This is a genomic window from Microbulbifer hydrolyticus, assembly GCF_009931115.1.
Lineage (GTDB): Bacteria > Pseudomonadota > Gammaproteobacteria > Pseudomonadales > Cellvibrionaceae > Microbulbifer > Microbulbifer hydrolyticus.
In genome coordinates, this window is record NZ_CP047491.1 from 1,818,902 (window position 1) to 1,834,773 (window position 15,872).

16 protein-coding genes are annotated in these 15,872 nt (G+C 57.2%); 9 read left to right on the top strand and 7 right to left on the bottom strand.

The genetic code is table 11. The features are described from left to right. The first annotated feature begins 23 nt into the window (after window positions 1-23). The 6 genes from nudC to GTQ55_RS07685 all read left to right on the top strand — a co-directional run bounded on the left by nudC (window position 24) and on the right by GTQ55_RS07685 (window position 5,977). On the top strand, window positions 24-845 hold the full coding sequence (gene nudC / locus GTQ55_RS07660; protein ID WP_161858198.1) for an NAD(+) diphosphatase: 822 nt from the start codon (window positions 24-26) through the stop codon (window positions 843-845). Window positions 846-884: 39 nt separating this feature from the next. Further along, a complete protein-coding gene (locus GTQ55_RS07665) occupies window positions 885-1,535 on the top strand; it encodes a cation/multidrug efflux pump (protein ID WP_161858199.1) in 651 nt (216 codons plus the stop codon). A 48-nt stretch (window positions 1,536-1,583) separates the two neighbouring features. Further along, window positions 1,584-2,783, top strand: a complete 1,200-nt coding sequence (gene sohB / locus GTQ55_RS07670; protein WP_161858200.1) for a protease SohB — start codon at window positions 1,584-1,586, stop codon at window positions 2,781-2,783. 47 nt (window positions 2,784-2,830) lie between these two features. After that, window positions 2,831-3,835 (top strand): YhdH/YhfP family quinone oxidoreductase, encoded by a 1,005-nt coding sequence (locus tag GTQ55_RS07675; RefSeq protein WP_161858201.1) that lies wholly within the window; start codon window positions 2,831-2,833, stop codon window positions 3,833-3,835. Window positions 3,836-4,035: 200 nt separating this feature from the next. Then, window positions 4,036-5,298 (top strand): patatin-like phospholipase family protein, encoded by a 1,263-nt coding sequence (locus GTQ55_RS07680; protein WP_221296186.1) that lies wholly within the window; start codon window positions 4,036-4,038, stop codon window positions 5,296-5,298. Next, the gene (locus GTQ55_RS07685) at window positions 5,279-5,977 is read left to right on the top strand and encodes a DUF4919 domain-containing protein (protein ID WP_161858202.1); all 699 of its coding nucleotides are present in this window, start codon (window positions 5,279-5,281) and stop codon (window positions 5,975-5,977) included. Before GTQ55_RS07680 ends, GTQ55_RS07685 begins: the two co-directional genes overlap by 20 nt. A gap of 12 nt (window positions 5,978-5,989) precedes the next feature. Here the strand turns inward: GTQ55_RS07685 and GTQ55_RS07690 are convergent, their stop codons facing one another. From GTQ55_RS07690 to GTQ55_RS07710, 5 genes are all read right to left on the bottom strand, one after another. Beyond that, on the bottom strand, window positions 5,990-8,245 hold the full coding sequence (locus GTQ55_RS07690) for an ATP-dependent helicase (protein ID WP_161858203.1): 2,256 nt from the start codon (window positions 8,243-8,245) through the stop codon (window positions 5,990-5,992). Window positions 8,246-8,313: 68 nt separating this feature from the next. Further along, window positions 8,314-10,047, bottom strand: coding sequence for a SulP family inorganic anion transporter (locus GTQ55_RS07695; RefSeq protein WP_161858204.1), 1,734 nt, complete (start codon window positions 10,045-10,047; stop codon window positions 8,314-8,316). 93 nt (window positions 10,048-10,140) lie between these two features. Continuing rightward, complete coding sequence (locus GTQ55_RS07700; protein ID WP_161858205.1) at window positions 10,141-10,563, bottom strand: DUF6691 family protein; 423 nt, start codon at window positions 10,561-10,563, stop codon at window positions 10,141-10,143. A 4-nt stretch (window positions 10,564-10,567) separates the two neighbouring features. Next, window positions 10,568-11,002: a YeeE/YedE family protein gene (locus tag GTQ55_RS07705; protein ID WP_161858206.1), complete on the bottom strand. Its 435-nt coding sequence runs from the start codon at window positions 11,000-11,002 to the stop codon at window positions 10,568-10,570. 9 nt (window positions 11,003-11,011) lie between these two features. Next, window positions 11,012-11,326, bottom strand: coding sequence for an ArsR/SmtB family transcription factor (locus tag GTQ55_RS07710; RefSeq protein ID WP_161858207.1), 315 nt, complete (start codon window positions 11,324-11,326; stop codon window positions 11,012-11,014). A gap of 157 nt (window positions 11,327-11,483) precedes the next feature. Here GTQ55_RS07710 and GTQ55_RS07715 point away from each other — a divergent pair, with 157 nt between their 5' ends. From GTQ55_RS07715 to GTQ55_RS07725, 3 genes are read left to right on the top strand one after another with little or no spacing between them, the layout of a single operon-like run. Beyond that, the gene (locus GTQ55_RS07715; protein ID WP_420028970.1) at window positions 11,484-12,371 is read left to right on the top strand and encodes an MBL fold metallo-hydrolase; all 888 of its coding nucleotides are present in this window, start codon (window positions 11,484-11,486) and stop codon (window positions 12,369-12,371) included. A gap of 34 nt (window positions 12,372-12,405) precedes the next feature. Continuing rightward, complete coding sequence (locus GTQ55_RS07720; RefSeq protein ID WP_161858209.1) at window positions 12,406-12,813, top strand: protein tyrosine phosphatase family protein; 408 nt, start codon at window positions 12,406-12,408, stop codon at window positions 12,811-12,813. Between the two features lie 12 nt (window positions 12,814-12,825). Next, a complete protein-coding gene (locus GTQ55_RS07725; protein WP_237567882.1) occupies window positions 12,826-14,583 on the top strand; it encodes a SulP family inorganic anion transporter in 1,758 nt (585 codons plus the stop codon). Between the two features lie 50 nt (window positions 14,584-14,633). Here GTQ55_RS07725 and GTQ55_RS07730 read toward each other — a convergent pair whose 3' ends face one another. Together GTQ55_RS07730 and GTQ55_RS07735 are read right to left on the bottom strand one after the other, a co-directional pair. Next, a complete protein-coding gene (locus tag GTQ55_RS07730; RefSeq protein ID WP_161858210.1) occupies window positions 14,634-15,188 on the bottom strand; it encodes a DUF1415 domain-containing protein in 555 nt (184 codons plus the stop codon). Window positions 15,189-15,192: 4 nt separating this feature from the next. Next, the gene (locus GTQ55_RS07735) at window positions 15,193-15,738 is read right to left on the bottom strand and encodes a DUF2058 domain-containing protein (protein WP_161858211.1); all 546 of its coding nucleotides are present in this window, start codon (window positions 15,736-15,738) and stop codon (window positions 15,193-15,195) included. Window positions 15,739-15,872: the final 134 nt, after the last annotated feature.

The window sequence follows — 15,872 nt, forward strand, 5'->3', positions numbered from 1 at the left end:
CATCCGGCGAGTCCAAACGTACTATGACAGATTTCAGTCCGGCCGGTAGTGTGCTGCCGCACCCGGAATTTCAGTGGCATATCGTCGTCTCCGGTGGTGAGGTACTGTGCTCCCCCCGGGGGCCGCTTCACCGCTCGCTTCCCGTTCAGCTGCCAGCTGGCCCCTCCCCATCAGTAACGGATATGTCTGCCAGCCACTACCTTGGCGAGTGGTGTGGCGCTGCCTGTGGGGTACATCATTTACCCATGCGTGTCGATATTCCCGGGTGTGAGTGGCGTGGACTGCGCAGCCTGTTGGGTGCTGTGGACGAACCGCTTTTCTTTCTGGTGGGGCGAGCGATGCAGGTGGCGAACTGGGATCTTGACCATCGCTTCTGTGGCCGCTGCGGCATCCAGACGGTTTACCATTCCAGGGACCGCGCGCGTGTCTGTACCCACTGTTCTCTGGCGGTATACCCCCGCATCTCCCCGTGTGTCATCATGCTGGTTACTCGCGGCGATGAATGCCTTTTGGCTCGCCATACCCGTCACCCTCATGCCCTGTATACCGCGCTCGCCGGGTTTATCGAGCCGGGGGAGAGTGCAGAGCAGGCGCTGGCTCGTGAAGTGCGAGAGGAGGTGGGTCTCGAAACGGGGGCTGTGCGCTATATCGGTAGCCAGTCGTGGCCGTTTCCCGGGCAGCTGATGATCGGTTACCTGGCGGAGGTGGCCGGCGGTGCATTGGTTCCCGATCAGGAAGAGATTTCCGAAGCTCGCTGGTTTAACCGGTCAGAGATACCACAAGCTATCCCGCCGGCAGAAACGCTGTCGGGGCAGTTGATTCGAACATTTATTGAAATGGGGTGAAGCTAGCGCTTTGGCCCTTCTTAAATCGAGGCAAAGATAATGTATATCGCCATTACGTTTCTGATCGCCTTTGTTGCCCTGTTGCTGGTGTTCTGGGGCGGCAAGGTACTTTTGAAGGGCAACTGGTTACTGGGTTTTGTGCGTGGGACGGTCGGGCTGGTGTTGTTGGCGGGAGCGCTGATGATCGTACTGCTGGCTCTGGACGTATACAGCTACCGTAACCTGGCACAAGAACACAGTGTCGGAACCGTGAGTTTTGAGCGCCTGGATAACCAGCACTTTATGGTGAAGTTTGCCGATGAAGACGGTATCTCCCAAGAGTTTGAGTTGTACGGGGATCAGTGGCAACTGGATGCGCGGATGCTGAAGTGGAAAGGGGTATTGGCGCGGTGGGGTATTGAGCCTGCGTACCGCCTGGATCGTCTCAGCGGTCGTTACCTCACACTTCAGGATGAGCGCAACAAAGAGCGCTCGGTATACTCGCTGAGCCAGAGTGAACACGGTGTTGATGTATGGAGCATGCTGCGCGACATGGATAACCGGGTACCAATGGTGGACGCGGTTTACGGTAGTGCTACCTTCCTGCCCATGCAGGATGGTGCTGTTTATGAGGTGCGTATCAGCCACACTGGTCTGCTGGCTCGGCCGCTTAACCAGCAGGCGCGCTCTGCTCTGAATGAATGGCAATAGTCACGGCGCTGGGCCGGCGAGAAGATAACTGGAATTTTTGGGGGTTGAGTGGAATTTCTCAGTGAATATGGACTGTTTCTGGCAAAGGTGGTGACCATTGTTGTGGCGCTGCTGGTGGTGATCGGGATTATTGTTGCCAACAGGGCGCACATGAAAGACCGGCAGCCGGGACATATCGCGGTGACACACCTGAATGACCGTTACGAGGATATGAAAGAAGCGCTGCTTGAGGCAGTCATGGACGATGCGGACTATGCCGAACGTAAAAAGCAGCTGGAAAAGGACCGCAAAGCAGAGGCGAAAGCCCATGCAAAAAAACGCAAGGCCGAACTGAAGGCGCAGGCCAAGGCGCGAAAGGAAAACAAACATTCTGACACCGGTAATCCCCGGGAAGTGAAGGCGCTGGAGCAGGCCGAAGCTGACGCAGAGGCCGGTGCAGCGCCGGATTCAACCGTCGCCGAGAGCGATATGGACAAGTCCGACACCCGCAAGCGGCTGTTTGTCGTGCACTTTGATGGCGATATTAAAGCCAGTGCACTGTCGAACCTGCGTGAGGAAATTACCGCGATTTTGCAGGTAGCCCATAAAGACGACGAAGTCGTCGTCAGTCTCGAGAGTCCGGGCGGGATGGTTGCCAATTACGGGCTGGCCGCAAGCCAATTGGCGCGGGTGCGCAGTGCCGGTGTCAAATTGACGATTGCGGTCGATAAAGTCGCTGCCAGTGGCGGCTACATGATGGCCTGCGTGGCAGACCGTATTCTGGCCGCGCCCTTCGCTATGCTCGGCTCCATCGGGGTAGTTGCGCAACTGCCAAACTTCCACCGGCTGTTGCAGCGTAACGATGTGGATTTTGAGCTGTTTACCGCTGGGGAATACAAACGCACCGTCACCATGTTTGGAGAAAACACGGCGGAAGGGAAAGAGAAATTCCAGAGTGACCTGGAAGAGATCCATACACTGTTCCAGCACTTTGTCTCCGAATATCGTCCACAACTGGATATCGCAAAAGTGGCTACCGGCGAAGTGTGGTTTGGTCAGCGCGCTCTCGATCTCGCGCTGGTGGACGAGCTCAAAACCTCGGACGAGTACCTGACGTCCCGCGCGCAAAACGCAGACCTGTACCAGGTGGAGTACAAAGAGCGACAGAACATTGCCAAGAAAATTGGTTTTGCCACTCAGTCTGGTATCGAGAGCGCGCTCGCGCGATTGTTTTCCCGGCTGGCGGCCTGGCGCCATCAGGCACAGTAAGTTCACGGGATAGAGTCCATCGAAGTGCATCGGCTAATGGAATAGTTATGTCTGACAACACATTTCGCGCAGTGCTGGTAGAGGAGGTTGCCACGGGTAAATACGATCAATCGATTGTTACCCGCGGGCCTGCCGACTTGCCAGCAAACGCCGTTCGAATTGGCGTCTCTCACTCCGCCCTGAACTACAAAGACGCCTTGTCAGCGTTCGGTAACCGCGCGGTCACCAGGGAGTATCCGCATACCCCGGGTATCGATGCTGTGGGCACGGTGCTCACAGACGACAGCGAGCGATTTACCCCGGGTGATCGGGTTATCGTGACCGGCTATGACCTTGGGATGAATACGTCCGGAGGGCTCGCCGAGCAGATATCAGTGCCGGCTGAATGGGTGGCGCCGCTTCCTGAGGGACTTTCGCCGCGTGAGGCCATGATTCTCGGTACGGCAGGACTCACGGCGGCCCTGTGTGTTGAGAAATTACTGGAGGCCGGTGCGCGCCCCGAAGATGGCGAGGTTCTGGTGACCGGTGCCACCGGAGGCGTCGGTTCTATCGCGGTGGCGCTGTTGGGCAAGTTAGGCTTCAAGGTGGCTGCGGTCACTGGCAAGCTCGAGTCCGCGGAATTCCTCACCAGCCTGGGGGCATGGAAGGTGCTCGACCGGGAAACCCTGGCCCCGTTTGCTGACAAGGCCATTGCCAAGCCTCTATGGGCCTGGGCGGTGGATACGGTTGGCGGCGAGACACTCTTTAATGTCATCAAGTGCCTGAAGTATGGCGGCGGTGTCGCTGCCTGTGGTATGGCTTCTGGTTCCCAGTTCCAGGCCAATGTATTTCCCTTTATTCTCCGCGGCATCAGTCTCCTTGGCGTCGATAGTGTCGAGTTACCACTGCAGAAGAAATCAGACGTGTGGGAAAAACTTGCCGGTGAGTGGTACATCGGAGAGCAGCTGGACAAAATCGCTGAAGATATCTCACTCGATCAGGCGCCAGAGTTTCTCGCTCGCCTGCATCGCGGACACGGTATCGGACGCTATGTTGTGGATATGGCCAGGTAAGGCTTTTGGTTAAATTCTTGTGGCTGTGCGTGGTTCTGGCCTTAGTTGCGTGCGGGGGTAGCAGTATCGAGCAGCCATATTGCCTGCTATGCTGAGCTACAGTGCTGAATTAGCCACAATAATCTTCGATGGGATGGGCTGCTCGAAATATGAGCGAAATTGAAATGCCATCCCGGTTTTTGTCGATCTGGTAGCAAGCTTTGTCGGTAAACATTCCGCCTCCCTCTCAAATAGTCGATGCCGGCGCACTGGTGCTGTCGGGCGGTGGCGCGCGTGCCGCCTATCAGGTTGGTGTGCTCAAGGCCCTGGCTGAACTGACCCCGGATACGGAATCACACCCGTTTAAAATCATCTGCGGCACCTCCGCTGGAGCGGTGAATGCACTGCTTCTGGCTACGCACCCCGGCACTTTCAAGGAGGCCGTGGCGCGCCTGTGCGATCTGTGGATGGGGCTCACGGTTGACCAGATATATTGCAGTAACTGGAGCAGCTTGCTCGGTAACGTTCTGACCATTTCGCGCTCTTTTTTCAATCACGGCGTTGCCCGCCGCAAGCCCCTGGCGCTGTTGGACAATGGGCCACTGCGCGAGTTGGTGAGCGAGGTGATCCCGTTTGCGAACATCCAGCGCAACATTGATGAGGGATGGCTGCGGGCCGTCAGTGTCAATGCGATGTCCTACAGCGAGGGCGAATCAGTCAGCTTTTTCCAGGGAAGTGATGATCTGCTGGAGTGGCGGCGGTTTCGCCGGTGCGGAGAGAGAACGCAGCTTACGGTCGAACACCTGATGGCTTCCGCTGCCATTCCGACATTGTTCCCGTCGGTGAAAATCGGGGAAGATTATTTCGGCGATGGCGCCGTGCGGCAACTGGCGCCGATCAGTCCCGCGCTGCACCTTGGAGCCTCGCGGGTATTTGTGGTGGGGGTGTCAGACAACCGTTCTCCGGTTCACTGGGGCAAGCGCCGCAAAGTGGCGAAGCACTCACCGTCGCTGGCACAAATAGGCGGGCAGTTGTTCAACGCAGCGTTTATCGACAGTTTGGAAGGAGATCTTGAGCACCTCGACAGGGTCAATTTACTGCTGGACTCTGTAGAAGATAAGGTGCTCCCGGGGCTTGCACCGCTTCGTGCGGTTGAATCCGCAGTGATCGAACCCAGCCAAAGCCTGGATCGTATCGCCGGGCGCAAGGTTCGCTACCTGCCACCAGCACTGCGCTGGCTGTTTCGATCTACCGGGGCCACTACGTCCGGAGGCGGCGCTTCAGCTGCCAGTTACCTCTTGTTTGAAAAGCCCTATCTGGGCGAGCTTATGGAGTTGGGCTATCAGGATGCCATGTGGGAGCAGGAAAAATTACGCGATTTCCTTCGCCCCCGCACGCAACTGGTTCAGGCGCAACAGAAAGGTCTATTTGGAATCCGGGTTAAACCGGCAACGGAAGCAAAAGATGGCAACACATCCTCATAAACCGATTCTCAACTTCCGCGGGGTTGTTTTGCGGACACTGGCGATAAGTGTGGCTGCTACGCTGGCCGCTTGTAGTGGTCAGGGGATGAAGGAGGCAGTCGACGAGCCGGGCTTACGCAAGCAGAATCAGAGTGAATACCGCCAGTTGCTGGAAGAAGCCTACCAGCTTAGTTTCACCCTGGATTTTGATCGCCTGCGCAAGGCCTATGTACAATCCTCCGAGTACAACCCTTATGGTGGCGTAAAACTGGAGGGATTACCGGAGGCCTATAGCTCGGTGGAGAGCGCGGATTTTGATGGCTGCCTGCGCAATGTGGATCGGGTGCTCAAATACAATTATATGAGCCTGGAGGCACATATGATTGGTGTCGTGTGCAGCGGGCAGGCGGGAGAATTTGAGCGCGAAGACCTTCATCGATATATGGTAGAGGGGTTAATGACCTCTATTGAAAATAGTGGCGATGGAAAGTCTCAGGAAAGTGCCTTCCAGACGATCAGTACATCCGAGCTGCGGGGCTTTGTTCGCCTTAAGGGGCTTCAGGTTCTGGACCAGTCTATCGTCTACGATAAGCAGGGCATCTACGACAAAATGCAGGTGCGAGACCCTGAGTCGGGCGAAGAGTACCCGCTGTTTTTCAATGTCAGTCAGCAGTTCGCGCAGGGTTCCGAGGGAGAGTAAAACTCTCCCTTTTTACATCAGGAATTGTGTGAGTTTTTCCCAGTCGAAGCGGCGCGTCCTGCGATCGCTGAACAGTATCTCTACTTTTGAATCCTCCCATTTGGTCACCCGGCCATAGCCCAGCTTTTGGTGCCGGACACTTTCCCCCAATTGCGGCTTGCGCAGAGCCGCACGCGGTGCATTGATATCCGGGTTGTACTCGCAGGCGGCAAGGTACCGCAGCGCCAGACGAGTTATCGGTACCTGCGTGGTTATATTGTGCGGACGCTCGCGCAACGTCTCGCCCAATAAGTTGCTGAGTGGCAGGTGCATTTCGTCGAGGAACAATGAGGGCTTCTGTTCAAGGTCCGGACTGCTTGTGTCTTGCTGTGTACTTTCTGTTGGTGGTGTAAGCAGATACAACTGTTTTTTCGCGCGGGTCATGGCCACATACATAAGGCGACGCTCACTCTCCGTGGATGCCGGGGTCGAGAAGTCCCTTTGTGGTTGATAGGGCATGTTGTGTACCGTCAGGGACGGAATGATGACCTGATCCCACTCAAGGCCTTTGGCCTGGTGCATGGTGGTGATCTGGATTGTGTCGGTGGGTTTGGCGTTAGTGCTATCGCTGCGGCTTTGTTGCTGGTGCTGCAGCTGAAGCTGCTGGAGGTGTTCCAGTGTTTCTCGCGGTGGCAGGCGCAACTGGTCCAGATACTGGCAGAATGCCAGAATGGTCTGCTGCTTTTCCTCGGCCTGCTGACGATTGAAGGCGTCCTCCCCGATGCCGCTCAGGTAGTCCAGCTCGCCGAGCTGCCGGCGTAGTAGCTCGCCACCGTGGCCGCGCCACTTTTCTATCTGCTGCAACAGTTCTGCGCGCTGCCGCAGGCGTTTGACCTGGGGTTGGCTCAGCGATTCCGGGATCAGTTTGAGCAATTGCTTCCCCCAGCCTTTTTCATATTGGCCGAGCCGCTCGCACATCGGTTCGAGTACCGCTCGCGGAATCCGGATATGCGGGGCGGTCAGCCATTCATACAGCCCCTGAGTCCGGCGCTTGCTCGATTGCTCGGCAAAGCGGCCAGCGGCAATATTCAGGCTCCAGAAAAGCGGCCGCAGTTCGCGCCGGGAAAGCACTGTATTGCGGTTACCGGACCGGTAGGGAATATTGTGTGCCAGTAGTGCCAGCTCCAGCGGTGCGGCCAGTGACCACAGGCGTACCAGGATTGCCATCTCACCGAGCGACTTGCCCTGCTGTTGGCAGCGGCGCACATGCTCCACCAGCCATTTGCCTTCATTGCCGGTGTTTACCTGTTGCAAGTGAGTTTTGGCTTGCGGGTTGCCGGAAACACAAAAAACATCGGCACGCTCACGATTGTTTTGAATGAAGTGATTGGCGGCCAGCGAGAGGCTGTGGCCGTAGCGGAAGGTGCGGCTCAGTTGATATACGTTGGACGGGGGGAAGTCGCCGTCAAAAAGGCGCAGCAAGAATTCCGGCCGCGACCCGCGCCACTCGTAAATCGTCTGGTCCGGGTCGCCGATAGCGATCACATTACCGGATTTTCCATGAAGAATACGCAACAGGTAATGTTGCACTTCATTGATGTCCTGATACTCGTCTACCAGAATATCCTCGTAAAATCCGCCATATTGCTGCGCGATTTCAGGCTGCTGGCTGAAGACGATCGCCGGGTCGTAAATCAAGTCAGCGTAGGTAACCGCATTCCGTGCGCGCCGCCAGTCTTCAAAGTGGCGAAAGACCTTCAGGAAGTACATGTATTCATCGCCGAGCTTGAGCCGCTGGAATGCACTCAGGTCACCGCTGAGAACGGTTTTTGTGTAGTCGATGAAAAACTCGGCAGCCTCGGTTTCGGACTGCTTCCGTGCACGGATCTCTTCAATCTCAGCCGGGGATGCACAGGCTTCAATCGCTTTCCAGATCTGCAGTTGAACCACCGATTGGGGCAGGGGGGTAAGGTCCGCTCGCTCGATTTGACCGCGGGCAATCATGCGCTGGTAAAGCTGAAAACCGAGGCTGTGGAAGGTGTTGACGCGCGGCACCTGGCTTCCGCAAAGGTCTGCAAGACGCAGGGCGAAGTCATCTTTTGCACTGCGGTTGTACATCAGTACCAGCATTCGCTGGGGAGCGATGCCGGCCTCCAGCCGGTTCTTGATGTAGTGGAGCAGCGCGGTGGTCTTGCCGGAGCCGGCTACCGCAATGATTTTCGCGTGCCCCCCGGCATGGTTGGCTATGGCCTGCTGCTCTTCCGTGAGATTGGACTCTTTGCCTGACATGAAAACTCTGCGTCACCTGAGTAAAACACTGTATATATTGCCAGTGTTGGGCCCGTGCGTACAGGAGTTTACGCTGGCTCCTGTTCCGGGGGTGGGTCTTCCTCCCCTTGCTGCAACGCAAGTTCCGCAATATAGGATGAGAGAAATATTCGCCCGGTAAGTTTTTCCAGAAGCTTGGAGCGGCTCAGGCGGTCGAGAACCGGACCTTTCACCTCGGAAAGATGAAGGCGGATACTGCGGCTTTGCAGGTCCTTATTGATCTGCTGCAGGCGCTCCAGCGCAGTGCCGTCGATACGGCTGACCGAAGACAGAATAAGGACCAGTTCGCGAGTTGCGGGGTGCCGTTTGAGCTCGCTCAAAAGGCGGTCTTCTACGGCGCTGATATTGCTGAAGAAAAGGCTTTCGTCGATTCTTAAAAACAGGATGTCATTGTGTGTTTCTACATCGTGGCGCAGGACATTGCGGAAGTGCTCGGTACCTGGTACGCGCCCTACAACCGCGATATGCGGCCGACTGCTGCGCCAGATCAGGGTGGCAAAGGAGAGACCGATACCGAGTGCGATTCCCGCTTCCACACCAAACAGTAATACCCCGGCAAAGGTGCACGACATGGCGATGCCGTCGGTGCGGTCGTAGCGCCAGTTGTGAATGAATCCGCGAAAATCAAACAGGCTGGCTGCGGCAACAATGATGATGGCCGCCAGCACGGTCAGTGGCAGCTCGCTGAACATTCCGGTCAGGAACAGAAGCACAGGTACCATTACCAGTGCGGCGAGCACGCCGGCCAGTGGCGATGCGGCGCCGGCCTCGGCATTGACGGCGGTGCGCGAAAAGCTGCCGGCGACGGGCAGGCCGCCGGATAGTGCACTTGTCACGTTGGCAGCACCCAGTCCCAGCAGTTCACCATCGGCGTTCAGGCGCTCGCCACGGCGTGCAGCCACAGCCTGCGCAATGGAAAGGCTTTCCACAAAGGTCAGCAGGGCGATTATCAGGGCCGGCAACAGGAGCCGATAGACCAGCGCTCCGTTCCATTCGGGTATCACTACTTCTGGCAGCCCCGATGGAATTTCTCCGACAATATCCAGCTTGTCGCCGAGCCTGAGCCAGTGCACAAGGGCAATAGAGCACAGTACAAGCAGCATCGGCATCAGTCTCGCCGCGAGGCGCGCGAACTGTTTCGGCGTGCCCAGCCGGAACAACAGCATTGGCAGCCATATGCGGCTAAAGATTAACAGCAGAGCAGTGGCGACCCCGAAGATCATTGTCGGCAGGTGTGCATCGGGCAGATGCTCGATCACGTGAACCAGTTTCACCGAGGCGGTCTTGCCATCGGCTTCGATACCGAGCAGGGCAGGTAGCTGGCCGACGATAATTAACGCGGCAGCACCGGAAACGAAGCCACTGATCACCGGATGGCTGAGCAGGTTGGAAAGAGTGCCGAGCTTGAATAGCCCCATGGTAAACAGAAACAGGCCACTCAATAGCGTGAGTACGATGGCAGCACCGATGTATTCCGGGCTGCCCATCACGGCTATAGGTGAGAGCGCTGAAACCGTCATCAGGGAGAGGACGGCGGCGGGACCTACCGACATGGCGCTGCTGCTGCCAAACACCGCGTAAGCAATGAGTGGCACCAGACTGGCGTAGAGCCCGACATACGGTGGCAGGCCTGCCAGCAATGCGTAGGCAAGCCCCTGGGGTACCAGCAGCATGCCGGAAACCAGTGCCGCAGTAATGTCGGAAGGCAACCATTGGCGGCGGTAGTTTCTAAGCCATTTTGGGATCAGTCGGTGTGCCCGCATCACTTGTACAGTCGTGTACCAGAGGCTGAATGGGTTCCAACAGGATAGCCTCTGGTACCGGCGCGGGGCCAGCGATCAGCCAGAATGGTCCGATTAGCTGCGTAAGCTCTCGAGCCAGCGGAAGGCGAGCATGCCGGCGACCATGGACGCTGTAAAGACCAGCGCGCCGGTTTTCAGTGCGCCGCTTGCCACAATGCCGGGGCCGGGGCAGAAACCCGCCAGCCCCCAGCCGATTCCGAAAACCAGACTGCCGAGAATCAGGCGCTTGTCGAGGTTGCGCTTGCTGGGGAGGTTGATCTCGCCGCCCAGCACCGCAGTCTTGCGCTTCTTCGCAAGCATGAATGCGGGTAGCCCGACAGCGATTGCCCCGCCCATCACCAGAGCCAGAGAGGGGTCCCAGGCACCAAAGAGGTCGAGAAAGCCGAGTACTTTTTCCGGGTTGGCCATGCCGGAGAGCAATAGCCCGAAACTGAAAATCAGCCCGGATACGAAGGCAGAAAGGGATACTTTATTCATCGTCTCAGGCTCCCAGTAGGTGGCGAACAACGTAAACAGTGGCGAAGCCACCAAACATAAAGGTGGCGGTGGCCGCAAGAGAGCGCGGTGACAGGCGGGAAAGGCCGCACACGCCGTGCCCACTGGTGCAGCCGGCAGCGTAGCGTGTGCCTATGCCTACCAGCAGGCCCGCACCGATCAGCATTGGCGTGCTGGCACGAATCTCCATGACGGGGAGGGCGTGGAACAGTCCCCAGATAGCCGGGCCCGCCAGCAGCCCGAGAATAAACGCGAATTGCCAGCCGCGGTTGCCTCGCTCGCCCCCGAGCAGGCCGCCGAGGATGCCTGAGATCCCGGCGATGCGACCATTCATCAGGATCAGCCAGGCGCTGGCAATCCCGATCAGGATACCGCCCGCGAGGGCGGACATAGGGGTGAATGCATTCCAGTCGATGTTCATGGTGGTGAATTACTCCGCGCAATACAGTTGATACAAAGTTTGCAAAAGGGCCAGAACCCTACGATCGGCGACCCGGTAATAGACCCGTTTCCCCTCCTTGCGGGTGGCAACCAGGCCTTCCCGGCGAAGCACGCCCAGCTGCTGTGACAGGCTAGGCTGGTGGATATCCAGTCGCTCCTCCAGATCGCTGACACACAGCTCTTCCTCGCATAGCTGGCAGAGCAGGAGCAGGCGGTCCTGGTTGCCCAGCGATCGAAGCATCAAAGAGGCTTCCCCTGCTGCAGCACGCATTTTGTCGAGCTGTATATGACTGGTATCGGGCATTTTAGGGTTCTTGTGTAATAGTCAATATATTTGGTTAATGAAAATATATTATATTTGAAAATATAATGTTAACAAGTATATTGTTTTTTGGTTATTATGGTATAACCAAACGATCTATATGATCTTGTCAATTTGAGCGCATTGAGGGGTAACCAGGATGCAGACCATGACTGAAACCGACCGTCGCCCACAGGTGGAGCCCTTTCTCGACTCCGACACTGAGACGTGGAGTTACGTCGTTTACGATCGCGCTGGAGGTAGCGCAGCGGTAATCGACGCGGTATTGGACTTTGACCAGGCTTCCGGGCGCACCAGCACTGCTGGCGCTGAAAGAATTGTCGCGTTTGTGCGTGAAAACGACCTGACGGTCGAGTGGGTGCTGGAAACCCACGCGCATGCCGACCACCTGTCGGCGGCACCGTTTATCCGTGAGCAGCTCGGCGGCAAGATCGCTATTGGCGACCATATTCGTCAGGTGCAGGGCATCTTTCGGGATGTATTCAACCTGGAAAAAGAATTCCTGGTCGACGGTTCACAGTTTGACCACCTGTTCCATGACGGCGACACGTTCAAGATCGGCGACCTGGAAGGGCAGGTGATCTACGTTCCGGGGCACACACCGGCCGATATGGCCTGGCTGATCGGTGACGCGCTGTTTGTGGGTGACACACTGTTTTTGCCGGATGTGGGCAGTGCCCGTTGTGATTTCCCTGGCGGTGATGCCCGTGCACTCTACAAGTCCGTGCACAAGCTACTGGCTTTGCCGGAAGAGACCCGCATGTTCATGTGTCACGACTACCCGCCCAATGGCACACGGGAGCATGAATGCGAAACTACCGTCGGCGCGCAGAAGCGCGACAACATCCACTTGCACGAAGGTGTCACAGAGGATGAGTTTGTGAAGATGCGTAGCGAGCGCGACGCCACCCTAGGGATGCCCCGGCTAATCCTGCCATCCATTCAGGTGAATATTCGCGCGGGTCAGATGCCACCGGCAGAAGATAATGGCACCGTCTATCTGAAAGTACCGATCAACAAGCTTTGATCGGCAACTGAAATTTCAAGTTGAGGAAGCGGCTATGGAACGCAAGACACTGGATTCACAGGTAAGCATTTCTGCAGAGCCTGCGCTTGATGAATTCGCCGCACTGGCGGAGCAGGGCGTGGAAGTGGTTGTGTGCAACCGACCGGAAAATGAGGCGGAAGACAATGCCAGCTTTGCTGACCTGGAGCATGCGGTCACCGCGGCCGGGATGGCGTTTGTCGCCATTCCATTTTCCCGCGGACAGATGCAGCCAGCACATAGTGAGGAGTTTGCCAGGCTGCTCAGCAGTGGTAAGAAAGTGCATGCATTCTGCCGCACCGGCAACCGCTCCTGTAATCTCTGGGCGGCGGCAGGGTGCCTGAATGGCGCGGACAAAGAGCAGCTGCATCAGGCCGCGCAGAAGGCCGGTTTTGATATCAGCGGCGTGCTGGTGACCTACTAGGGATTTCAGCACGTGAAAGATGTCTTCAATAGCGGCCCGGTGCGCAAGCTGGGCCGTTTTCTGCCAGCGGCCACTTGGCTGCCGGGCTATTCGCTGTCTGTTTTGCACAAGGACCTGCTGGCAGCGCTGATCGTCACCATTATGCTGATCCCGCAGTCACTGGCTTATGCGCTGCTGGCGGGATTGCCGGCGGAAGTTGGTCTGTATGCCAGTATGGCGCCGCTGGTGGCGTATGCCTTATTTGGTAGTAGCCGCACGCTGTCGGTGGGGCCGGTGGCGGTGGCATCGCTGATGAGCGCGGCCGCCCTGAGCCAGGTAGCAGCTCAAAATACCGCCGACTATTTGCTCGCGGCCATGTTGCTGGCGTTTCTCTCCGGCCTGTTTCTACTGTTACTGGGTATCTTGCGGCTTGGCTTCCTTGCCAACTTCCTGTCGCACCCGGTGATCTCCGGCTTTATTACCGCATCGGGCATCCTGATTGCATTCAGTCAGTTGAAGCACCTGATGGGCGTTACCGCGCACGGCGACAATTTACCCGAGCTTGCAGAGTCGATGTTCGCGGGGCTGGCGCAGACCAATGTCTATTCACTGCTGATTGGCTTTGCCGTCGTACTGTTTCTGTTCTGGTCACGAAAAGGCGCTGTCTCCCTGTTGCAGCGATTTTCCCTGTCGAAAAACGCTGCGGCACTGCTGGTCAAGGCGGCGCCCGTGGTCGGGGTGATTGCCACCATCCTGCTGGCCAGTGGCTTCGGCTTGGAGGGCAAGGGGGTCAAGCTGGTGGGGGAGATACCCAGTGGCCTGCCACAGTTTATGTGGCCCAACTTTTCGCTGGAACTGGTCCGGCAGCTCGCGGTGCCGGCGATCATGATTTCGATCATCGGCTATGTCGAGTCCATCTCCGTGGGCAAGACCCTTGGTGCCAAGCGCCGGCAGAAAATTGATTTGAACCAGGAATTGATTGGCCTCGGCAGCGCCAATATTGCGTCCGGGGTATCCGGCGGTTTTCCGGTAACCGGGGGCTTCTCCCGTTCGGTGGTGAATTTTGACGCCGGTGCGGAAACTCAGATGGCCAGTATTTTTACCGCGGTCGGCATAGCACTGGCTGCCATGTTCCTGACGCCGTTCCTGTACTACCTGCCCAAGGCCACGCTGGCGGCGACCATTATCGTGGCGGTACTGTCGCTGGTGGACTTTTCAATACTGAAAAAGACCTGGCATTACTCTCCCAGTGATTTTTTTGCAGTACTCACCACCATCGTGGTGACCCTGTTGTTCGGTGTGGAGATCGGCGTATCCTGCGGTGTACTGGCTTCCATTGTGTTGTTTCTGTATCGCACGTCAAAGCCCCATATTGCCGAGGTGGGCCTGGTGGAAGGCACCGAGCACTTCCGCAATATCCAGCGTCACCAGGTGCGTACACTGCCGCAGATTCTGACCATCCGTGTGGATGAAAGCCTGATGTTTTCCAACGCGGCATTTCTGGAAGAGCGGATCTACGGGGATATCGCTGCGACACCGGAAGTGCGCCACGTGATCCTGATGTGCAGTGCCATCAATGAAATCGACTGGAGTGCGCTGGAGTCACTGGAAGCGATCAACGAGCAGTTACAGGCGTCAGGGATCTGCTTTCACCTGTCGGAAGTGAAGGGACCCGTGATGGATTCCCTTGCGCGTTGTGGCTTTCTGGATGAATTGTCGGGCAAGGTGTATTTCACCCAGTACCAGGCTTTCACCGCACTGCGTGAGCAACTGGATGGCTGCCCGCCGTAACGGGGCTGTATGACGGGAGAGGGCGCACTAGCGCCTTCCCTTACTCATTGTCAGCCACCGAAGAGATAGGGAAACAGCGCGCGCTTTTCCTTTTCTGTCAGTGCTTCAACACGCAGGATATTGTTGTGGGGAATACTTTCCGGGTCGGGGTAGTTTTCCAGGCCCCGTTCCAGGCTTTTTTCCCGCAGCAGGTGCAGAATCGGGTACGGGGAGCGGTTGGTCAGGTTTTCCGTGTCTTCTGGCTCGGTATTGGCGAACTGGTAGTGGGGGTGGAAGCTGGCTACCTGGTAGACACCCTCGTAGCCCTGACGCTGCAGCAGCCGCTCCGCTTCGCCGAGAAAGGTGTTGTAGTCGTGAAAGTCCCGCAACTGGGTAGGCAGAATCAGTAGAGTGGTCTCCACTTCTTCTTCCGAGGTGCGGTCGAGCACCTCAAATTCGTCCTGCAGCTCTTCCAGCAATACCTCATTACTATTGGCATCGCTTACGACATAGCGGATTTGCCCCGAACGCATCGGCTTGCGCGCGAAAGGGCAGAGGTTGAGCCCGACCACGACATCCTGCAGCCATTGCTTTACCTGGGAGATTACCGGATCGCTATCGGACATCGCGTTACCACATCAGGTCGTCGGGGATTTCATAGCCCGCATAGGGATCGTCTTCTTCCACTTGCGCGCTGCTCTCTGGCGGCTGCACGACCATTGCCGGGTTGCGCTCGGCGATCTTGTCGGCGATGACGCGCGGCACCAGTTCGAAGTGTTCTCCTTCACCCACAATCAGCAGGCGACCGGCCGTGAGGTGTTCCTGCACGGCATTGGAGACATAGATTTTTTTCACTTTCTTTTCGAAGGTGAAGTGGTACGCAATGTCATCCCTGCCATTGGCGCCCTTGGGCTGCTTGTTGCGCTCGATCAGCTGTTTGATCTGCGCGGCAATGGCCTTCTGTTGGGCGGCCGCCTCGCGCTGGGCGTTCAGCTCCCGGTCCCGGGCAATCTTGGCTGCCCGGGCCTGGTCCGCAGCCTGCTTGGCCTCATCCACCTGGACTTCGCCAGATTTCTTCGCCACTTTGTTCTGTTTGCGCTTTTCCTTGCTGATCTGCTTGGCTTTCTTGCCGTCTACCAAGCCTGCCTTGAGCAGCTGATCCTGCAGTGATGCCATGGGCCCTTACCTTTGATCGGGTTTCGAAATTTGGAGGGATTCTAGCGGATTTATCCGGAGGATCGCAGTGGGCGGCGGAGTTTCAGCAGAGTTTGTGGCTTTTCACCACCAGTAGTGACTTCTCAGACACGCCG